At 56.4% G+C, this 20198-nt stretch carries 16 protein-coding genes, 3 tRNA genes and 1 pseudogene; 14 read left to right on the plus strand and 6 right to left on the minus strand.

What is annotated here, in order from left to right; all coding sequences use genetic code 11:
* Positions 1–147 precede the first annotated feature (147 nt).
* Positions 148–1251 (plus strand): LPS export ABC transporter permease LptF, encoded by a 1104-nt coding sequence (gene lptF / locus AC0B60_RS16125; protein WP_465086926.1) that lies wholly within the window; start codon positions 148–150, stop codon positions 1249–1251.
* Positions 1244–2305: an LPS export ABC transporter permease LptG gene (lptG, locus tag AC0B60_RS16130; protein ID WP_465086927.1), complete on the plus strand. Its 1062-nt coding sequence runs from the start codon at positions 1244–1246 to the stop codon at positions 2303–2305. The genes lptF and lptG overlap by 8 nt, the downstream gene beginning before the upstream one ends.
* On the opposite strand, the gene AC0B60_RS16135 is transcribed toward lptG, so the two are convergent.
* Complete coding sequence (locus AC0B60_RS16135) at positions 2306–2845, minus strand: RDD family protein (RefSeq protein WP_465086928.1); 540 nt, start codon at positions 2843–2845, stop codon at positions 2306–2308. It abuts the gene before it with no gap.
* Between the two features lie 130 nt (positions 2846–2975).
* Here AC0B60_RS16135 and alaS point away from each other — a divergent pair, with 130 nt between their 5' ends.
* From alaS to AC0B60_RS16165, 6 genes are all read left to right on the plus strand, one after another.
* Positions 2976–5606, plus strand: coding sequence for an alanine--tRNA ligase (gene alaS / locus AC0B60_RS16140; RefSeq protein ID WP_465086929.1), 2631 nt, complete (start codon positions 2976–2978; stop codon positions 5604–5606).
* A gap of 104 nt (positions 5607–5710) precedes the next feature.
* Positions 5711–6946, plus strand: a complete 1236-nt coding sequence (locus tag AC0B60_RS16145) for an aspartate kinase (protein ID WP_465086930.1) — start codon at positions 5711–5713, stop codon at positions 6944–6946.
* Between the two features lie 184 nt (positions 6947–7130).
* Positions 7131–7328, plus strand: coding sequence for a carbon storage regulator CsrA (csrA, locus tag AC0B60_RS16150; RefSeq protein ID WP_465086932.1), 198 nt, complete (start codon positions 7131–7133; stop codon positions 7326–7328).
* 150 nt (positions 7329–7478) lie between these two features.
* A tRNA-Ser gene (locus AC0B60_RS16155) sits at positions 7479–7569 on the plus strand.
* A 49-nt stretch (positions 7570–7618) separates the two neighbouring features.
* Positions 7619–7695 (plus strand) — tRNA-Arg (locus tag AC0B60_RS16160).
* A 40-nt stretch (positions 7696–7735) separates the two neighbouring features.
* Positions 7736–7812, plus strand: a tRNA-Arg gene (locus AC0B60_RS16165).
* 44 nt (positions 7813–7856) lie between these two features.
* On the opposite strand, the gene AC0B60_RS16170 is transcribed toward AC0B60_RS16165, so the two are convergent.
* Positions 7857–8393, minus strand: coding sequence for a DUF2058 domain-containing protein (locus tag AC0B60_RS16170; RefSeq protein WP_465086934.1), 537 nt, complete (start codon positions 8391–8393; stop codon positions 7857–7859).
* 114 nt (positions 8394–8507) lie between these two features.
* Between AC0B60_RS16170 and dbpA the strand changes: the two genes are divergently transcribed.
* The 4 genes from dbpA to AC0B60_RS16190 all read left to right on the plus strand — a co-directional run bounded on the left by dbpA (position 8508) and on the right by AC0B60_RS16190 (position 13537).
* Positions 8508–9881 (plus strand): ATP-dependent RNA helicase DbpA, encoded by a 1374-nt coding sequence (gene dbpA, locus AC0B60_RS16175; protein ID WP_465086935.1) that lies wholly within the window; start codon positions 8508–8510, stop codon positions 9879–9881.
* Positions 9882–10104: 223 nt separating this feature from the next.
* Positions 10105–10356 carry an OadG family protein gene (locus tag AC0B60_RS16180; protein WP_465086937.1) on the plus strand — a complete coding sequence of 84 codons (252 nt, stop codon included), beginning with the start codon at positions 10105–10107 and terminating at the stop codon, positions 10354–10356.
* Positions 10357–10398: 42 nt separating this feature from the next.
* A complete protein-coding gene (oadA, locus tag AC0B60_RS16185; RefSeq protein WP_465086938.1) occupies positions 10399–12189 on the plus strand; it encodes a sodium-extruding oxaloacetate decarboxylase subunit alpha in 1791 nt (596 codons plus the stop codon).
* Between the two features lie 13 nt (positions 12190–12202).
* Positions 12203–13537 (plus strand): sodium ion-translocating decarboxylase subunit beta, encoded by a 1335-nt coding sequence (locus AC0B60_RS16190; protein WP_465086940.1) that lies wholly within the window; start codon positions 12203–12205, stop codon positions 13535–13537.
* An 84-nt stretch (positions 13538–13621) separates the two neighbouring features.
* Here AC0B60_RS16190 and AC0B60_RS16195 read toward each other — a convergent pair whose 3' ends face one another.
* From AC0B60_RS16195 to imuA, 3 genes are read right to left on the minus strand one after another with little or no spacing between them, the layout of a single operon-like run.
* The gene (locus AC0B60_RS16195) at positions 13622–16741 is read right to left on the minus strand and encodes an error-prone DNA polymerase (RefSeq protein ID WP_465086941.1); all 3120 of its coding nucleotides are present in this window, start codon (positions 16739–16741) and stop codon (positions 13622–13624) included.
* Positions 16741–18159: a Y-family DNA polymerase gene (locus AC0B60_RS16200; RefSeq protein ID WP_465086942.1), complete on the minus strand. Its 1419-nt coding sequence runs from the start codon at positions 18157–18159 to the stop codon at positions 16741–16743. The genes AC0B60_RS16195 and AC0B60_RS16200 overlap by 1 nt, the downstream gene beginning before the upstream one ends.
* Before the next feature lie 8 nt (positions 18160–18167).
* Positions 18168–18857, minus strand: coding sequence for a translesion DNA synthesis-associated protein ImuA (imuA, locus tag AC0B60_RS16205; RefSeq protein ID WP_465086943.1), 690 nt, complete (start codon positions 18855–18857; stop codon positions 18168–18170).
* Between the two features lie 126 nt (positions 18858–18983).
* Between imuA and AC0B60_RS16210 the strand changes: the two genes are divergently transcribed.
* Positions 18984–19331, plus strand: coding sequence for a 4a-hydroxytetrahydrobiopterin dehydratase (locus AC0B60_RS16210; RefSeq protein ID WP_465086945.1), 348 nt, complete (start codon positions 18984–18986; stop codon positions 19329–19331).
* A gap of 32 nt (positions 19332–19363) precedes the next feature.
* Positions 19364–19639: a YrhK family protein gene (locus tag AC0B60_RS16215; protein ID WP_465086947.1), complete on the plus strand. Its 276-nt coding sequence runs from the start codon at positions 19364–19366 to the stop codon at positions 19637–19639.
* A gap of 9 nt (positions 19640–19648) precedes the next feature.
* On the opposite strand, the pseudogene AC0B60_RS16220 reads toward AC0B60_RS16215, so the two are convergent.
* A pseudogene (locus AC0B60_RS16220) lies at positions 19649–19861 on the minus strand (tyrosine-type recombinase/integrase); the annotation flags it as partial.
* Positions 19862–20198 lie beyond the last annotated feature (337 nt).

The following is a 20198-nucleotide window of genomic DNA, read 5'->3' on the forward strand; positions in this document are numbered from 1 at the left end:
GGGTTCGGGGGTAAATTATCAAGCGCTGACAGCTTGTTAACCTCTTTGTTAACTTCCGTGCTCTGTCATTCGGCCCCAAGGTTACTTAGAATACGGCGAATCCCGATTTCCATCGATTCCGGTCGCATCCGGCTCTGAGAGACCGATTTGAATATCGTTTTTCGATACCTTACCCGTCAGGTGATCATCAGCATGCTTGCCGTATCCGGCATTCTGCTGCTGGTGTTCATGAGCGGCCGGTTTATCAAGTATCTGGCTGACGCTGCTGCCGGGGAACTGGCCGGAGACGTGCTGTTCCAGATTATGGCCTACCGTTTCCCGGGTTTCCTGGAGCTGATTCTACCCCTGGGCTTTTTCATTGGCATTCTGCTGGCGTATGGGCGCATGTACCTGGAAAGTGAAATGACGGTGCTGTTTGCCTGCGGTGTGAGCGACAAACAGCTGCTGATGAAAACACTTCTTGGCAGTATCCCGGTGATGTTGGTGGTGGGTGCCATGAGCCTCTACGTGTCTCCCTGGGGCATGAAGAAAGTCGAGGGAATATTCAACGAACAGCGCCAGGCGACGGAATTTGAAATGTTGGCGCCGGGTCGCTTCCAGTCGTTGTCGTCTGGTGAACGTGTGACTTATACGGAGGCGTTGAGTGAAGACAAGCGTCGGCTCAAGGGTGTGTTCATTGCCGAGCACAGTGACAATGGCAAGGGCCTGTCGATCATTACAGCCCGCGAAGGTTCTCAGCTTGTTGACGAGGAAACGGGCAGTCGCTTCCTCGTTCTTGAAAATGGTGCCCGTTTTGAAGGGTTGCCGGGTCAGTTGGCGTACGACGTAACCGGGTTCGAAGCCTATGGGCTCAAGATCCGCAGTGGCAGCGCGGGCGACAAAGAGTTGGAGGAAGGGCTCGCGACCTCGGCCCTGATGGCGTCGGACGATCCGGAACATCGCGCCATGCTGCACTGGCGATTCACGCTGCCGCTTATCGTGCCGATAGTGACGCTGCTGGCGGTGCGCCTGAGCCGAGTCAATCCCCGTCAGGGACGATTTTTCCACCTGCTGCCGGCCATGCTGGTCTATATAACCTACCTTGGCTTGCTCATCGTGGCCCGTGATGCCTTGGAAGGGGGCAAGGTGCCAGAATGGATCGGGCTACTATGGGTGCACGCCCTATTTCTGGCTCTGGGGCTGTGGCTGCAGTTCGGACCGGCCTGGCTCTACCGTCGGCGCCTGCTGAAGGAGGCGCGGCAACATGCGTAAGATTGATCGCTATGTGATGAGCACAGTGGGTGGCGCCATGTTCCTGGTGATGCTTGTGGTGCTGTCCCTGGACCTGATCTTCGCGTTTATTGCCGAACTGGACGACGCTGAGAACGACTACCAGACGCTGCAGGCTTTGCTCTACGTGCTCATGACCCTGCCGCGGCGCATCTATGACTATCTACCCCTTGGCGCGTTTATGGGCTGCCTGGTTGGTCTCGGCACCATGGCGAGCTCGTCGGAGCTCACGGTTATTCGAGCCGCGGGCGTTTCCCTCAAGCGGATTGTCTGGTCCGCTATGAAGCCGACCCTGGTGGTGGTTATCCTCGGCGTGCTGATTGGTGAATACATTGCGCCACCGGCCGAGCGCATGGCTCAGAGCCAGAAGACCGTTGCTCAGGGTGCCGGCGAAAGCATTGCGTCTGCCTCGGGCATCTGGCACCGGGAGGGTGATGTGTTTATGCATTTGAATGCGGTTCAGCCCAATGGTGTGCTACACGGGGTGTCGCTGTTCCGATTCGATGAGGGCCGCTGGCTGGTCTCCGCCAGCTTCGCAGAAAGAGGGATCTATCAGGGCGATCACTGGTTGTTGGAAAATGTGGCCACCACCAGGCTTGGCGATGAAAAAACCACGCAGGAAACGCACCGGGCCCTGCGCTGGGAAACCGGTCTGTCACCCAGTGTTCTCAGTGTACTGATTGTAAAGCCCGAGGATCTTGCGATCTCCGGCCTCTATACTTACGCGAGCTATCTGGGAGAGCAGGGCCTGAATGCCGCCAATTACTGGCTGGCGTTCTGGAAGAAGGTGCTGATGCCGTTGGGCACCGCGGTCATGGTGTTGGTCGCCATCTCGTTCGTTTTCGGCCCGCTCCGGTCGGTGACCATGGGGTTCCGGGTTTTCACTGGCCTGATCGTGGGGCTGTTGTTCAAGTACATGCAGGACCTGTTGGGCCCCATGAGCCTGGTGTTCGGTTTCAACCCGGTTTTGGCAATCATCCTGCCAATAGCGATTAATGCGATGGTTGGGGCGGTGCTGATGAAGAGGGCCGGTTAGCTACTTCTTTTTTACCTCTTTGGGGATCGTGGCAACGATACTGCCGGAAGCGCGGTCGGTCAGCGATAGCCCGTTGATCGGATAAAACAGAGCCAGGATCGCCGGGATGGTCACAAACAGGGTGGCTGCGTTCAGGTAATAAGCACCCAGCAGCGCTACGAACAGAATGGCCGCTGCGGCCACATAGCGCTTCAGAGCCTGTGTCCAGGACACGGAAGTGCCGTCCATATTCTCGATGCGAATGCGCCACACCTGCATGCCCAGTGTCTGGCCGTTCCTGGTCCAGAAGTAACCAAAGAACAGATACAGTGCCAGGAATAGTACGAATGTAAGTAGTGGGTCTGCCTTCAGAGTACCCGCTTCCGCCATCGCTTCATATTGATCCCACCCGGTCACCCAGCCCGCCACAAGGGTATACATCCAGGTGGTCACCAGTAGCACCGCTATGCTGATCAACGAATCGTAAATCACCGCCATCAGTCGCTTGATGAATGCAGCGGGAGGAAGGAGTTCCTCAGCGGTATGAAAGCGGCGGGGCATGGCTTCTCCTGTGATGTTTCACGTTTTTCCTGTTCTCGGCGTGTGCTAGAGTAGCGGATTTGCAAGCGCATGTAAGTATGTGTCTTTAAACGTGGACCCCGACGGGTTTATAGAAGGGTATCAAAGGGCTATGAAAACCGCAGAGTTGCGACAGGCGTTTCTCGATTACTTCAAACAGCAGGGCCACACCATTGTTTCGAGCAGTTCACTGGTGCCGGCGGACGACCCGACCCTGTTGTTTACCAACGCGGGGATGAATCAGTTCAAGGATGTGTTCCTGGGCCGTGAAGAGCGTGACTACAGCAGGGCAACCACCACACAGAAATGCGTGCGTGCCGGCGGCAAGCACAACGACCTCGAGAACGTGGGCTATACCGCGCGCCACCATACTTTTTTCGAGATGCTGGGTAACTTCAGCTTCGGTGACTACTTTAAGCGTGAAGCCATCAATTTCGCCTGGACCTTCCTGACCGGCGATGACTGGCTGAAGCTGCCCAAGGAAAAGCTCTGGGTCACTATTTACGCCTCTGACGATGAAGCTTTTGATATCTGGAATCAGGAAGTCGGCGTTCCGGCAGATCGAATCGTACGGATTGGCGACAACAAAGGCGCTCCATACGCATCTGACAACTTCTGGCAAATGGGCGATACCGGTCCCTGTGGTCCCTGTACCGAAATCTTTTACGACCACGGTCCCGATGTAGATGGTGGTCCTCCCGGTAGCCCGGAAGAAGACGGTGACCGCTACATCGAAATCTGGAACGTGGTGTTCATGCAGTACAACCGACAGGCGGACGGTGAGATGCTGCCCCTGCCCAAGCCCTCGGTGGATACCGGCATGGGGCTTGAGCGTATAACAGCCGTACTGCAGGGCGTACACAGCAACTACGAAATCGACCTGATGCAGGATCTGCTTAACGCAGCTTCCGACATTCTCGGTGGCGTTGAAACCACGGAAGCGTCTTTACGTGTGGTGGCGGATCACATCCGCTCCTGTGCTTTCCTGATTTCTGACGGTGTGATGCCATCCAACGAAGGACGTGGCTTCGTACTGCGCCGCATCATCCGCCGCGCTGCTCGCCATGGCAACAAATTGGGTGCCTCGCAGCCTTTCTTCCACAAGTTGACTGGGGCATTGGTTGAGCTGATGGGCGACGCCTTCCCGCAACTGGTCAGCAGCCGCAAGCAGATTGAAAAAGTGTTGCTGCAGGAAGAAGAGCAGTTTGCCAAAACACTGGATAAAGGCCTACGCCTGCTGGAGCAGGACATTGCAGCGCTCAAGAGTTCCGAGATTCCGGGTGAAACTATCTTCACCCTTTACGACACCTACGGTTTCCCGGTTGATCTAACCAACGACATCGCCCGTGAGCGCGGCCTGACACTTGACTACGACGGCTATGAAAAAGCCATGGAGCGTCAACGTGAGCGCGCTCGTGCAGCCAGTAAGTTCGGTATGGATTACAACGCCGCCGGTCTGAACATTGACGGTTCTACTGAGTTTACCGGTTACGAACATATCGACGGCCATGAAACCATTCGCACCGTGATCGTGGGTGGTGAGGAAAAGACGGCCCAAGCAGGGGATGAAGCCGTTCTGGTGCTGGAACGCACGCCATTTTACGCGGAGTCTGGCGGCCAAGTGGGCGATACCGGCCTGCTGACCTGGAGCGGTGGCCGCTTTAAGGTGACAGATACCCAGAAAGAGGGCAGCAACCACCTGCATATCGGCACCGTGATCGAAGGCGAACTGTTTCCCGGGCTGGAAGTGGATGCCCGCATTGATCACGCCCGCCGCGAACGGACCAAGAAGAACCACTCGGCGACCCATCTGATGCACGCCGCGCTCCGCAACGTGCTGGGCGAACACGTTACGCAGAAAGGCTCGCTGGTGGACCCGGAAAAACTGCGGTTCGACTTCTCCCATTTTGAGGCGGTAACACCGGAACAATTGCGGGAAATTGAGCGCCAGGTTAATGAGCAGATACTGGAGAATACCCCGGTAGAGACCGAAGTCACCGATATGGAACAGGCCCAGGCCAAAGGGGCTATGGCGTTGTTCGGTGAAAAGTACGGCGATACTGTTCGGGTGCTTAGCATGGGCTCTGATGCCTATTCGGTGGAGCTTTGCGGTGGTACCCACGTCGTGCGCACCGGTGATATCGGGCTATTCCGGATTACGTCGGAAAGCGGTATCTCCTCGGGTGTTCGCCGTATTGAGGCGGTGACTGGTTTTGGTGCCCTTGAATGGGTTGAGGAAACCGAGCAAACCCTGCGGGAGGCTGCGAAGCTGGTTAAAGGTTCCCGGGAGACGCTACTGGAGAAAGTTCAGCAGACCCTGGATCGTAATCGACAGCTGGAAAAAGACATCAATGCGCTGCAAGCGAAGCTGGCAAGTTCTGCTGGTACCGATCTGGCAGGCTCCGCCGTGGACGTGGCTGGCCTTAAAGTGGTGGCCTCTGAAATGGAAGGCGCGGATCGCAAGGCGCTGATGGAAACCGCCGACCAACTCAAGAACAAGCTGGGCGAGGGTGTTGTGGTGCTGGCCAGTGTCGAAGACGGCAAAGTGACTCTTGTGGCTGGCGTAACAAAATCAGCGACTGGCAGGATCAAAGCCGGAGACCTGATGAAGCATCTGGCGGCTCAGGTTGACGGTAAAGGGGGTGGTCGTCCGGATATGGCTCAAGGTGGCGGCAACGACCCCTCCAAACTGGCGGATGCCCTTGCTGGCGTTCCTGCCTGGGTTGAGAAAAATATTGCTTAGATAACTGTATCGAAAATGGGCAGATGTATATAATCTCGCCCGTTTGGTCCTCTGAGGTGGGGGGGTAGCCCTGCCGTTTGTCCACGTTTGGTATCGGGAAAGAAATGGCGCTCTTGGTTCAAAAATTTGGTGGCACCTCGGTGGGCACCACGGAAAGGATTGAAGCGGTTGCTGAGAAGGTATGCCGCTTCCGCAAGGAAGGTCACGACGTGGTGGTTGTGGTGTCTGCCATGAGTGGAGAGACCAACCGCCTTATTGGTCTGGCCAACGACATCATGGAAGAACCCACGCCCCGGGAAATGGATGTGCTGGTTTCCACCGGTGAGCAGGTGACCATTGCCCTGCTGTCCATGGCGCTGCAAAAACGTGGCTGTGATGCGCGCTCCTATACCGGCTCCCAGGTTCGAATTCTGACCGATAGTAGCCATACCAAGGCGCGCATCAAGCAGATTGACGAGCAGCGCATGAGGGAAGACCTCAACGCCGGCCGTGTGGTTGTGGTTGCAGGATTCCAGGGCATCGACGAGAGCGGCAGCATCACTACACTTGGTCGTGGCGGGTCTGATACCACCGCCGTTGCCCTTGCTGCGGCATTGAAGGCTGACGAGTGCCAGATCTACACTGATGTAGACGGTGTCTATACCACCGATCCACGGGTAGTGGACAGCGCGCGTCGGTTGGAGCGGATTACGTTTGAAGAAATGATTGAGATGGCCAGCCTGGGCTCAAAGATCCTTCAGATTCGTTCTGTGGAATTTGCAGGTAAATACAATGTCCCTTTAAGGGTGCTTTCCAGCTTTCAGGAAGGCGAAGGTACCCTGATTACACTTGAGGATGAAAACGCCATGGAACAACCGGTTGTCTCCGGCATAGCCTTTAACCGTGATGAAGCCAAGCTAACGATTGCCGGCGTGCCGGATACACCGGGCAGTGCATTGCGCATTCTTCAGCCTGTCAGTGATGCTAACGTCGAAGTCGACATGATTGTTCAGAATGTGGGTGCGGACAACCGCACGGACTTCACCTTTACAGTGCATCGCAACGACTTCAAGCGTGCCCAGGCTATTCTCCAGAGGGTATCGGATGAACTTGGTGCCCGCGAAGTTAGTGGTGACAGCAAAATAGCAAAGGTCAGTATCGTGGGTGTTGGCATGCGGTCTCATGCCGGTGTTGCAACTAAAATGTTTGCAGCGCTGTCCAACGAAGGGATCAATATCCTGATGATCTCCACGTCTGAGATTAAAATCTCCGTGGTGATTGATGAAAAATATCTTGAGCTGGCCGTTCGAGCGCTGCATAGTGCGTTCGAACTGGACAAGCCCGGGGTAGAGGAAGCCTGAAAATACGCGGACTTAAAAAGTCGGTTCGCATTGGTTTTCCGAAAAAGGGCACCATTTGCAGGCTTTTGCTTTCGTAAGTACGTATAAGTGATTGTGCGGCTTTTGATTGGCAAGTGATCCCACTATAAAAGTAAGCAGTATACATTTGTCGGAACAGGTAGCTCTGGATAAGGGAGTAAAGGACATGTTGATATTGACCCGCCGTGTTGGCGAAACCCTGATGGTCGGTGATGAGATCACCGTAACCGTCCTTGGGGTCAAGGGGAACCAAGTTCGCATTGGTGTAAACGCCCCCAAAGAAGTGGCGGTTCACCGCGAGGAAATCTATCAGCGGATTCAGAGCGAGAAAGGCTCTGGAGAGCCGGAGCCCGGCAACAGCTGAGAGTGACCAAAAGCCGTTTGAGGGAAACCCAGGCGGCTTATTTTTTGCCTCCCGAAGGGTTTTTCTGAGCCTATAGGAGCGGGGTTTGAAAAAACTCGTGTCAACCCTATGAAAACAGAAATATTATGGTAGTATACGCCCCGTTCTCAAGGAGAGGTGGGTGAGTGGCTGAAACCAGCTCCCTGCTAAGGAGCCATACGCATTGCGCGTATCGAGGGTTCGAATCCCTCCCTCTCCGCCATTCTTTTCGGAGAAAAAGAGAACACTGCTGAATCTGGAAGTATGAATGCGCGGCTGTAGCTCAGCTGGATAGAGTACCTGGCTACGAACCAGGCGGTCGGAGGTTCGAATCCTCCCAGCCGCGCCACTTATACCAAGTTTCCCGTTTTCAGTAGGCACAATTTTTAGCGGCTGTAGCTCAGCTGGATAGAGTACCTGGCTACGAACCAGGCGGTCGGAGGTTCGAATCCTCCCAGCCGCGCCATATCAAACAGAGAACCCCGCCCTTGAGCGGGGTTTTTTGTTGCATTACCACATCAAATCATCTGGAATCTCGTAACCCGCATAAGGGTCATCATCCCCCTGGTCGTCGCTCTTGCGATCATGCAGTACCACAACGGCACGTTCGTCCCGCTCCATGATCTTGCGGGCCACGCCTTCGGCAACAACCTCGTAGGCGTCGTTCACGAAAACGATGGCCAGTCGTCCCCGAGACAGCTGGTCTACCATAGTGTCGTCCACGAAGAGCTTTTTGATTTTCTTGTCGTGGACAAACTGATAAGAAGTCTCACCTCGCGAGCGATCAAGGCGATTGGTCTCCACCAGTTGCCTGATCTGGGCTTGGATGGCCTTTTTTTCGGCCTGTTTCTGGCGCTCGAGGTTCAATAGCCGGTCCCGTTCTGCTTTCTCTTCCCGTGCCTGGCGGGCACGGATTTCCGCTTCGTTGACCTCAACGGCCCCTTTGGGCTGTTGTTTGCGCTTCTTATGTTTCTCGTTGCGAATGGCCTTAGCCTTTTTTTCGTCGGCCAGGCCGGCTTTTAACAACTGATCCTGTAGTGATGGCATGAACGGCTCCGTGAGTGTCTTCTATTTCTGGTAAACTTTGCGCTAAGTATACGCCCGCAGCGCTGCTGGTCGAACCCATCCTTTATTATCCATTTGCCCCCGGGAATTTCCTTTATGCCGTCATTCAGTCAGTTGGGCCTTTCCGAGCCAATGCTCGCGAACCTGTCGAGGCTTGGTTTTGAAAATCCGACACCGATCCAGTCTGGCGCCTTGCCTCATGCTTTGGCAGGTAAGGACCTGATCGCCATGGCGCAGACCGGAAGTGGCAAGACGGCGGCATTTGGTATCGGCCTCGTGGAACGGCTGAATCCGCGCCGCTTTTCGGTGCAGGGGTTGGTACTTTGTCCCACGCGTGAGCTAGCGGACCAGGTGTCGAAGTCACTGCGAGAGCTGGCAAGGGCCCGTGACAATGTAAAGATTCTGTCGCTTTGCGGTGGCGTGGCTATTGGCCCTCAAATCGGGTCCCTCAGCCATGGTGCTCATATCGTGGTAGGTACTCCAGGGCGTATTCAGGATCATTTGCGCAAGGGCACGCTGAAGCTGGACCAGCTCACAACCCTCATCCTGGATGAGGCTGACCGGATGCTGGATATGGGGTTCCAGGACGCGGTGGAAGACATCATCAGCCAGGCGCCCGAAAAAAGGCAGACCCTGATGTTTTCGGCGACCTGGCCTGACAATATCCGCAAGCTCAGCGAGCAGTACCAGCATGCGCCCGCGGATGTCCGGATTGAGAGCCAGGCTGTTGAGTCCGATATTACCGAACGATTCTACGAGATTGCGCCCGGGCAGCAGGTTCAGGCTGTTGCCGCGTTATTGTCGTTGCACCAGCCAGCGTCCTGTATTGCCTTCTGTACCACGAAACAACAATGTGACGACGTCGCCAGTGAGCTGAACGACCTTGGGTTTTCGGCGCTGCCGCTTCATGGTGATCTGGAGCAACGGGATCGTGACAGTGTTCTGGTCCGTTTCGGCAACCAAAGCTGTTCCGTGCTTGTGGCAACCGACGTGGCGGCCCGCGGGTTGGATATAAAGTCTTTGCCGTTGGTGGTTAATGTGGAGCCGGCGAGGGACCCGGAAGTGCATACCCATCGCGTCGGTCGAACCGGCCGGGCCGGGGAGCAAGGGCTGGCGGTCACCTTCTGCATACCGTCTCAGGCCCATAAGATCAACCGGCTGGAATCCGGGCGTAAGCAGGCCGTGGCCTGGGGTGATACGGGAGAGCTGCTGACAACAGCGTTGCATCCGCTGAAGCCGGCAATGAGAACCCTGTGTATCGCGGGTGGGCGAAAAGACAAAGTCAGGCCGGGTGACGTGCTTGGCGCGTTAACGGGTGAGGCGGGGCTACCCGGGGCAGTTGTGGGAAAGATCGATCTTTTCGATTTCCAGTGTTTTGTGGCGGTGGAGAAGGCATCAGCAGCGACGGCGCTGAAAAGGCTGGAGCAGGGGCGTATAAAGGGCCGGAAAATGCGTGTGCGCTATGCATGAATGAGAATGATTTTTGCCTGCCGGGAGCCCGTCAGTACGGGCCAGAGAGCTCGGAAACCACCTATTGAAACCGCCAATTAGGTTGCTCAGTGAGTCGGAAAACGGTAAATTACGCGGGATTTTGCCCCCCGAACCGTCTGGATGGCTGGTAAAACCACGCTCCTGGCGCGGCTTGGCCAACGGCTCGGGAAAATCAACAACTCAATACAGGTAGCTATTTGTTATGAGTGAGCTAATGTCACAAGCCATCGATCTGATGGTCGCAGGCATGGGGTTTGTCTTCGTATTCCTGGTCATATTGGTGTTTGCAACCCTGCTCATGTCAAAACTGGTCCACCGGTTCGGCCCGCCTGAACCTGCTGCTCCGGCCCGTACTCCACGTGCAAGGCCTTCGGCGCCATCGTCGGTTGATCCTGACACCGCTGAAGCAATTAAAAAAGCGATTGCACAATACCGGTCACGCCACAAGAAGTGACCTGGCAGATAGATTAGAACCTTTAAACAGAAGGCTGACACGATGACTGACACAAAGAAACCGCTGGGGATTACGGACGTTATCCTGCGTGACGCCCACCAGTCCCTGCTTGCCACCCGCATGCGGCTTGACGACATGCTGCCCATTGCCGAGAAACTCGACAAGGTTGGTTTCTGGTCTTTGGAATCCTGGGGCGGAGCTACCTTCGACTCCTGCATCCGTTACCTGGGCGAAGATCCCTGGGAGCGCATCCGTGAACTGAAAAAGGCCATGCCCAACACCCAACAGCAAATGCTGCTGCGTGGCCAGAACCTGCTGGGTTACCGTCACTACGCCGATGACGTGGTCGACCATTTCTGTGAGCGTGCCGCCGAGAACGGCGTAGACGTGTTCCGGATTTTCGACGCAATGAACGATCCGCGTAACCTGGATCGTGCCATCAAGGCCGTTCGTAAGACTGGTAAGCATGCCCAGGGCACCATCGCCTACACCACCAGCCCCGTGCACACTATCGAGATGTGGGTTGAGATGGCGAAAGAAGTTGCCGACATGGGCGCGGACTCCATCGCCATCAAGGACATGGCCGGTATCCTTAAGCCTTATGTGGCTTTTGATCTGGTCAGCCGTCTGAAGAAAGAGCTGGATATCCCCATCCACATGCAGTGCCACGCGACCACTGGCATGTCTACCGCCACCGCCATCAAGGCCGCGGAAGCCGGTATCGATAACGTGGATACTGCGATTTCTTCCATGAGCATGACCTATGGACACTCGCCCACCGAGGCGGTCGTTGCCATTCTGGAAGGTACAGACCGTGACACCGGCCTGGACTTGACCCTGCTCGAAGAAATCGCCAGCTATTTCCGCCAGGTGCGCAAGAAGTATGCGAGATTTGAAGGCAGCCTGCGTGGCACCGATTCCCGCATCCTGATTGCTCAGGTACCAGGCGGCATGCTGACCAACATGGAAAACCAGCTGCGAGAGCAGAACGCGAGCGACAAGTTCGACGAAGTTCTGGATGAAATTCCCAAGGTTCGCGAAGACCTGGGCTTCATTCCGCTGGTCACTCCGACTTCCCAGATCGTGGGTACCCAGGCGGTACTGAACGTTCTGACCGGTGAGCGTTACAAGTCCATCTCCAAGGAAACCTCCGCCATCCTCAAGGGTGAGTACGGCGCTGCGCCGGCACCCATGAATAAGGAACTGCAGGAGCGCGTTCTGGATGGCAAGGAAGTGATGACCTGTCGTCCGGCGGATGTGCTTGAGCCGGAAATGGACAAGCTGACCGACGAGCTGAAGAAGCTGGCGGACGAGAAGGGCATCAAGCTGGCCGATAACGTTGAGGATGACGTGCTGACCTACGCTTTGTTCCCGCAAATTGGTCTGAAGTTCCTCGAAAACCGTGACAACCCGGATGCATTTGAGCCGGTTCCGAGCGCTGAAGATGCAGCGCCTGCGAAGAAAGCTGAAGGCCCGGAAACGTACACTGTCGACGTTAATGGCAAGAAGTATGTTGTTGCGGTATCCGAAGGCGGTGAAATTAGCCAGATTCAGGGTGAAGGCGGTGCTGCATCCGCACCAGCTGCCTCCTCTTCCGCACCGGCACCGGCTGCGGGTGAAGGTGAACCTCTGGTGGCGCCCCTGGGCGGCAATATCTTTAAGGTTCTGGTATCTCCCGGCGACGCCGTGGAAGAGGGCGATGTGCTGATCATTCTCGAAGCCATGAAAATGGAAACCGAGGTTCGGGCACCGAAAGCCGGTACCATCGGCGAAGTCTTCATCAAGGTCGGTGATGCCGTCTCCCCTGATGATGAAATGCTGACAATCGCATAAGGGCCAGCATTCCATGGATAAATTAATGACACTCTGGACAGGTAGTGGCCTGTTCAATATAGAGATCGGCCAGGTGATTATGATCGCCATTGGCCTTCTTCTTCTGTTCCTTGCGATTCGCAAGGGGTTTGAGCCACTGCTGCTGGTCCCCATCGGGTTTGGCGGTATTCTGGCGAATATTCCTGAGGCAGGGTTAGCCCTGACTGCGGCGGAAAACGCTATCCACTTTGCCCTGAAGAGTGACGCTACGCAGGTGTTGGCCGCGCTGGCTGCACCGCTGGATGTTGCCTATCAGGCCGGACAGGCGGTAACGCCCGAGTTGAAAGAAGCCTTCAAGGTTGCTGTCAAAGAAGCCAGCTACTCTGACATGGCGATGGCAAACGCTCTTGCCCAGGACTTCGGCTACGGCCACGGTATGTTGTATAACTTCTACTCGGTGGTTATCGGCAGCACCATTGGTCCTCTGGTTATTTTCATGGGTGTCGGCGCGATGACGGACTTCGGCCCGCTATTGGCTAACCCCAAGACGATGCTGCTTGGCGCTGCTGCTCAGTTCGGTATCTTCGGAACCGTTTTGGGTGCTGCATTGCTCGATTGGCTGGGTATCCTGGACTTCACCATCCTTGAAGCCGCCGCAGTCGGTATTATCGGTGGTGCGGATGGTCCTACCTCCATTTATGTGTCCAGTGTTCTGGCACCGCATCTGCTCGGCGCAATCGCGGTTTCAGCCTACGCTTACATGGCGATGGTGCCGATGATCCAGCCGCCCATCATGAAGGCACTGACCAGCCAGAAAGAGCGGGCCATCAAAATGTCCCAGCTCCGCCCGGTGAGCAAGAAAGAGAAGATCGTGTTCCCGCTGGTGGTACTGATTGCCGTGGTTCTGTTCCTGCCGGACGCTGCACCGCTTCTGGGTATGTTCTGCTTCGGTAACCTGATGCGTGAGTGTGGTGTGGTCGAACGCCTGAGTGACACTGCTCAGAACGCTCTGATCAACATCACAACCATTTTCCTGGGCCTGTCCGTGGGCTCCAAGCTGATGGCCGATAAGTTCCTGGATGGCCAGACACTGGGTATCCTGGGTCTGGGTATTGTGGCCTTTGCTGTGGGTACTGCGTGTGGTGTTCTGATGGCGAAGCTGATGAACCGCTTCACCAAGGAGGCTATCAACCCGCTGATTGGTTCCGCTGGTGTCTCCGCGGTACCGATGGCAGCGAGGGTGTCCAACAAGGTAGGCCTTGAGGCCAACCCGCAGAACTTCCTGCTGATGCACGCCATGGGTCCGAACGTGGCCGGTGTTATCGGCTCTGCGGTGGCTGCGGGTGTGATGATCAAGCTGCTTAGCTGATTGTTTTACTCAAGCACCTAAGAAAGCCCCGCCTTTGCGGGGCTTTCTTGTTTCGTGGTCTGTGATTTGAGTGATGGCGCCTCATCAATGAAAATCCCGCGAGTTAACGGGCAACGCCTGAATCAGATGGCTCAAATCCGACAACCTTCCTGCCATCACGTGAACAATATCCCCCTCTCTTTCCAGAACCCCCTTCACATGTAGAAGTCGAGCGGTTATTAACGGTTTGCGCTGCCGCCGCGCGGTTTCCAGCCACACCACCACATTTACATTACCGGTTTCATCCTCAAGGGTGACAAAAGTAACACCGGAGGCGGAGCCGGGGCGTTGGCGGCCAGTAACCAGGCCTGCAACCTGAACCGGTCGGCCAGGCTGGATATTCTTGAGTTGTTCGGCGTTAAGACAAAACTTCAGGTGGCCCTGTTCCCGGAGCAGGGCCAGTGGATGGCGCTGCAGGGTCAAACCCTGGCTGGCGTAGTCGGCCAGAACGTTCTGGCCTTCCGTGGGTTCGGGCAATTGGAAACAGTGTTCTGTCTGGTAATGAGCCGGTGCTTCTCTGGCAAAGAGCTCTGCGGGCTGTTCATGCTCAAGCAGTTGCCAGTAAGCTTGATGGCGATTAGTGGTGAACGCTGGCATGGCGTTAGCGCCGGCGAGCAGTTCCATGTCGCGTTGGTTCAGGCCGGCCAGGTGACGCAGTTTAGCGGTGGACCGGTAACCTTCAGCAGGGCGCTTGTTGTGCAGACTCTCGGCGCCGCTGGCAGAGAGGCCCTGTATGAGCCTGAGCCCCAGACGCAAATGGCGGTTGGGCGACTCCAGGGTGTGATTCCATTGGCTGTGGTTTACATCCGGTGGTAGTACGGTAACGTCATGACGACGGGCGTCCTGGACCAGTTGTGAGGGTGAGTAGAATCCCATGGGCTGGCTGTTAAGCAGGGCGCAGTAGAAAGCGGCTGGATAGTGGCGTTTAATCCACGAGGACACATACACCAGCAGCGCAAAACTGGCGGCGTGGGATTCTGGAAAACCGTAACCTCCAAATCCGCAGATCTGCAGGTATAACCGTTCGGCAAAATCGGCATCGTGGCCCCGTTCCAGCATGCCGTTGATCAATTTGTCCCGAAACGGTGTCAGGTCGCCGTGGGATTTCCAGGCAGCCATCGCACGGCGGAGTTGGTCGGCTTCACCGGCAGAGAAACCAGCGGCCACCATGGCCAGCTTGATCACCTGTTCCTGGAAGATAGGCACGCCCAGGGTGCGTTCCAGAACGTTCCGTACGGCATCGTTGGGATAGTCCACTGGCTCCAGACCATGCTTGCGACGCAGATAGGGATGAACCATGTCTCCCTGAATAGGGCCGGGGCGGACGATGGCCACCTCGATCACCAGGTCGTAGTACTTTTCCGGTTTCAGGCGCGGCAACATATTGATCTGGGCACGGGATTCCACCTGGAAGACGCCGATGCTGTCGCCTTTTTGCAACATGGCATAGGTGTCCGGATCTTCTTGGGGGATATCCTGCATGGAAAAGGGGGCTCCCTTTTCCTCACTGATCAGGTCCAGGGCCTTGCGGATGGCCGTGAGCATGCCCAGGGCAAGCACATCCACTTTCATCAGGCCCAGGCTTTCCAGGTCATCCTTGTCCCACTGGATAATCGTACGGTCAGCCATGGCGGCGTTCTCTACTGGCACCAACTCGGCCAATGGCCCGGCACTAATGACAAAACCACCGACATGCTGGGACAGGTGGCGAGGGAAGCCCAACAGGGTATTCACCAGAGTAAAGAACTGGTCGGCCACTTTCGGGTTGCGGGTGAGGTGTTTGTCGAGAATCTGCTGGCGCCAGTTGCTGGCCTTGTCCCGCCAATCGATGCCTTCCAACAGCTGTTCCACCATGGCGGGATCAAAGCCCAGGGCCTTGCCCACATCCCGGATGGCACTGCGTGGCCGATAGCGGATCACAGTGGCGGCCAAGGCTGCGCGTTCACGGCTGTAGCGCCGGTAGATGTACTGGATAACCTCTTCCCGCCGCTCATGCTCGAAATCCACATCGATATCGGGTGGTTCTCCGCGATCCTTGGAGATGAAACGCTCGAACAACAACTCCACGCGAGCCGGGTTGACCTCGGTGATGCCCAGGCAGTAGCACACGGCAGAGTTGGCGGCAGAGCCCCGACCCTGGCACAGAATGCCCTGGCTGCGGGCAAAGGCGACAATGTCCTGGATGGTGAGGAAGTAGTGCTCGTACTGCATTTCCGAGATCAGCGCCAATTCCTTTCGAATCAGCCCCTGAACCTTCAGCGGTGTGCCTCCGGGATAACGCCGGCGTTCGCCCTCCCGGGTGAGCCTTTGCAGGTAGGCCGCCGGTGATTCGTTGCTCGGCACCAGATCGGGTGGGTACTCATACCGCAGGCTGCCAGGCTGAAACGTGCATTGCTGTGCAATCGCCAGGGTTTCCCTAAGCCATGGTGCCGGGAATAGGCGCTGCAGAACCGGCAATGGCCGTAGGTATCGCTCCCCGTTCTGGAACAGACAATGGCCGGCGTTCTCCAGGTTGGTGTGATTGCGCAGGGCCGTGAGTACATCTTGCAGCGGTTGTCGCTCGCGGCTGTGCATGTGCACCTCACCGGTGGCGGCTATCGGGCAGCGCAAATAGTCTGCCAGCCAGCGTGCCCGGGCCAGTTGCTGCTCCTCTCCGGATTCAAGGGTGCGGGCTGCAGCTATCCAGAGGTTCGGCTCGAACAGGCGCTGGAGCCATTCACCACAGGCCAGGGCCTGGTCTGCATTTGCCACGATGGGTGAGGGGGGCAGCCACAGGCACACACAATCATTCAGTGAATGGGTTTCAATATCCCGGAAGAACAATCGGTACTGGCCTTTCTCTGCCTGTCGGCGGCCAGTGGTGATCAACTGGCAAAGCTGGCCATACCCCTTGCGAGTGCGGGCTAGCAGGATAAAGCGGGGTGTGGCCGCTCCGGGCGGGGCATCCTCAAGTTCAAACCAACTGCCGGTGATCAGCTTAACCGGGCTGTCTTTCAGTGCGGCCCAGGCTCGAGGAATGCCAGCCACAGAGCAGGCATCTGTGATTGCCAGTGCGGAGTAGCCCAGCTCCAGCGCACGTTCGGCCAGTTCATGGGGGTGTGAGGCCCCGGTCAGGAAGGTGAAATTGCTGAAGCAGAAGAGTTCGGCATAGATGAATTCGCTCATCAGCCAAACCACCCATGCACAAACCAGCCATCCCGCACATCCCGGAACACCCAGGCAAGCTGACCGGTGGACAGCTGGGCAATGTAATAATCCCGGTGTACCCGCTGGCCATCCCACCAGCCACCACTGATCCGTTCCGGGCCCGCAAACCACATGGCCGGAGCTTCGGCCAGCGGTTGTGGCCCTTTGAGTAACCATAAAGGGCGACGGGGTAACTGGCTGGGAGAAAGAAGGCGGGTATGATTTTTTCGCTGCACCTCGGAGGCCGACCAGGCCCGTTCGGGCCGGTGATCCGCCTGCGGCGATAGCTGTCGCAATGAATGTCCACCAAGCCTTGCCTGTAAGCGGCTGATCAGAGTATGCCAGGCTTCGTTCAGATCCTGCGTTTCACCCAGGAGATCCTGGCCAGAGGCCTCTTCCCGCCCCAGGAAGCGTTTAACCGACAGCACCAATGAGATCACCGGGGCCCTTAACGGGTGCTGCTCAAACCGTAGACGAAAGAGGTTCAGGAAGGCCTCGGCTCGATGCTCGGGACCGGAGGTACGAATCCGAATGCGGGTAGGTTCCTGGTGTCGGTGCTGCAGGACCAGCAACAGACTGTCGGTATCCTGCTGTCTCCAGCACAGGTCTTCCTCCAGTTCTGACAGAATGCGTTGCAGGGGGAACAGCAGTCCCTGAGACTGCTCAATCTCCTGCACAAAATCCGCTTGTTGGCGAAAGGTGTGGGGCGGTTGCCAGGGTGTTTGTGGGTCTGAGCGGTTACCCTGGATTTTCTGCACATACGCGAGGGTTTCCGGCGACAGACGACGGGCCAGTTCACCGACAGGCAGCGCGAAGACCTCATCAAGAGTGTTCAGGCCGATTCGTTGCAAACGTGTGCAGGTTTTGTCATCAAACTCCGCAGCCAGCAGGGACATCTGCCCCAGTGTGCGAAGGATATGACCTCTGTCTGCCGTGCATTCGCCTTTGCCGGCCCGGGCAATCAGCCGGGCGGCCAGTGGTGTGTGGCCGATGCCTATCCAGGCGTTAAGCTGGCGTTCATCCAGCCCTTGCTCCACAGTCTGCCAGACGGCGGCCAGCCCGCCATAAAGCCGCTTCAGGCTACCCACTTCCGCCAATAGGCCATCCGGGGGTACCAGTACGATATGAGCCGCATACCGGTATAGCCAGCGCGCCTGGTCTTCCAGTATCCGGCCTTCCTGTTGGTGATCTGCCCTTACTATACCGAGTTCCGGTACCAAGCTGATGGCGGTTTTCAGGCGCATGCCAGCCTGTACTCCTTGGGCACAGGCTTCCGGGCAGGCCTGGATAACCTTCTGGCCAGAGCCTTCCACAATAGCCAACGCCTCCTGAGTTTCATGGGAGCGGCGAATATGGTCCAGCAACAGGTGAGGAAAGTGCAGATACAGCCAGAGCATGGTACGCCTTACCCGGACTTGCCGGCCCAGGGGCCCTGGACCACCCGGGGAGCTTCCCGGAAGGCCAGGTCTGCCCGGTGATCCATGGCTACTGAGCAACATTGGCCGGGCCAGCTGCCGCGACGTTTCAGGACATTGATCTTGAGCGCCTGCTGACTTCCCGCGGTCAGATCCAGGCGTAGCGCCGCCGGAGAGTTCTGTTCGGCATGGCGACGTTCGCGGAACAGCACGCACACATTGCTACCGGCTTCCGCAGCTAGTTGCAAACGCCGTATGTCCCGGGCTGCCAGTTTTCCAGGCCAGGCCATCACCAGGCCAGTGACCGGTGAGCGCAGGCAGTTTTCCAGTGTCCACAGGAAGTCGCCATCGTCTTCGGTGTTGATCAGTATGACCTGATCCAGGTTGACCCCTTCACGGGCCAGGGCAGGGGCGTAGGGTGTATGGGGCGGGTTCAGCCAGAATACGGTTTTGCCCGCTTGGGAAAGCCGTTGCATCAGGGGAAGCAGCAGGTGCAGTTCACCAATGCCGGGCTCATCCAGCAGGCACTCACTCAACGCCCCACGGGGCCAGCCAGCACCGCCGAGCTGGTTGTCCAGCACCTGATAACCGGTTGGCTCTGTTGGTCGGCTAGTGCGGACATGGTGCTGACCCTGCCACACACGGGCGTCCTGCATCAGCGTGTTCAGAATTTCGCTCATGGAAAGTTCTCTGTATACTGTTTAAATATACAGTATTCTGAAAAAGGCAGGATTTCAAGCGGTGGGTTGATAATGTGGCGGAACGGACCCACGCTTGTAGTACAGCCATCAACCATGGAGGTTGAAATGAGTGAACTGACGAAACAAAGCTGCGAAGCCTGCAGCGCAGATGCACCTAAAGCCACTGCTGACCAGAAGCAAACACTGGGCAAGGACGTACCAGACTGGCAGTTAGTTGAATTGGACGGGGAAGAACAGCTACAACGAGTGTTCAAACTCAAGAATTTTGCCCAGGCCCAAGCATTCACCAACAAGGTGGGCGACTTGGCCGAAGAGGAAGGGCACCACCCTGCCATCCTGCTGGAATACGGTAAAGTCACCGTACGCTGGTGGACTCACAAGATCGGCGGCCTGCACAAAAACGATTACATCATGGCGGCACGCACCGACGCAGCCTACAAAGAAATGCAATAACTCAGCAAACCCCATCGGAAACAGGATGTGTAATGGCTGAAGACCGTACAGACAACCCACTAACCCTTCGATTTGGCCATGAAGAACTGGTTATACGGCGCCGTTACGAAGTGTTCAGTATCATCAATGATTTTCTGATCGCCATCTGGTTTCTGGTGGGCAGCATCCTTTTTCTGTTTCCTGAACATGAGAAGGCGGCCATTTGGCTGTTCATTATTGGCAGTTTCCAATTCCTGATTCGCCCCACCATTCGCCTGATCGGACATATCCACGTACAGCGTATCCCCGAAAGCCGTTGGGAAAGTTAGAAGGCGTCGTCTACCCCCAAAGCCTCCTTTGCACACGACATGCGTGTAGATCTCTGTGGTGCGGATATCCGCATGGCCCAGTGATTTCTGGATTGTGCGAATGTCATACCCAGCTTCAAGCAAGCGAGTAGCGAAGCTATGCCTGAAGGTATGACTGCTTGGCAGAGTTTTGAACCCCCTCTCCATAACCTCAACTTCACCGAACGGCATCCTCAATACCGCTACAATTCAAAATTTTATCCAACCCTGCCTCAACCCTTCTGAGCGTTCTTACCTAGTTCGCGATCAACGCTACGTAATAACTAAAAATTTTAACAAAAATATTATTTATTCGTTCGTAATATGAACTAATCTTCCACGACCTATATTAAGTCCATGTAATGGCAGGATGTGTTTGGTCGAATATTGGCCAGACATGAGTGGTCGGAAGGTTCAGCCGAGAGCGGCGGCCTCGCCCTGGTGATTGGTGGCTCAGCAATCTGACACGTTCGCCAGTTTATTGTAACAAGGAAAAAAATATGTCCCGCGCTGTTCGTTTCACCACGCCAGTTTGGCTAGC

The sequence above is a fragment of the Marinobacter sp. V34 genome, from assembly GCF_055524115.1.

Coding starts and splice junctions, on each gene's coding strand:
- AC0B60_RS16135 (WP_465086928.1), bottom strand. CDS start 2,845: ATGCCCCGCCGCTTTCATACCGCTGAGGAACTCCTTCCTCCCGCTGCA.
- AC0B60_RS16200 (WP_465086942.1), bottom strand. CDS start 18,159: ATGCTCTGGCTGTATCTGCACTTTCCTCACCTGTTGCTGGACCATATT.
- AC0B60_RS16190 (WP_465086940.1), top strand. CDS start 12,203: ATGGATAAATTAATGACACTCTGGACAGGTAGTGGCCTGTTCAATATA.
- AC0B60_RS16215 (WP_465086947.1), top strand. CDS start 19,364: ATGGCTGAAGACCGTACAGACAACCCACTAACCCTTCGATTTGGCCAT.
- AC0B60_RS16180 (WP_465086937.1), top strand. CDS start 10,105: ATGAGTGAGCTAATGTCACAAGCCATCGATCTGATGGTCGCAGGCATG.
- AC0B60_RS16145 (WP_465086930.1), top strand. CDS start 5,711: ATGGCGCTCTTGGTTCAAAAATTTGGTGGCACCTCGGTGGGCACCACG.
- oadA (WP_465086938.1), top strand. CDS start 10,399: ATGACTGACACAAAGAAACCGCTGGGGATTACGGACGTTATCCTGCGT.
- imuA (WP_465086943.1), bottom strand. CDS start 18,857: ATGAGCGAAATTCTGAACACGCTGATGCAGGACGCCCGTGTGTGGCAG.
- alaS (WP_465086929.1), top strand. CDS start 2,976: ATGAAAACCGCAGAGTTGCGACAGGCGTTTCTCGATTACTTCAAACAG.
- AC0B60_RS16210 (WP_465086945.1), top strand. CDS start 18,984: ATGAGTGAACTGACGAAACAAAGCTGCGAAGCCTGCAGCGCAGATGCA.
- csrA (WP_465086932.1), top strand. CDS start 7,131: ATGTTGATATTGACCCGCCGTGTTGGCGAAACCCTGATGGTCGGTGAT.
- dbpA (WP_465086935.1), top strand. CDS start 8,508: ATGCCGTCATTCAGTCAGTTGGGCCTTTCCGAGCCAATGCTCGCGAAC.
- AC0B60_RS16195 (WP_465086941.1), bottom strand. CDS start 16,741: ATGAGCGAATTCATCTATGCCGAACTCTTCTGCTTCAGCAATTTCACC.
- lptG (WP_465086927.1), top strand. CDS start 1,244: ATGCGTAAGATTGATCGCTATGTGATGAGCACAGTGGGTGGCGCCATG.
- AC0B60_RS16170 (WP_465086934.1), bottom strand. CDS start 8,393: ATGCCATCACTACAGGATCAGTTGTTAAAAGCCGGCCTGGCCGACGAA.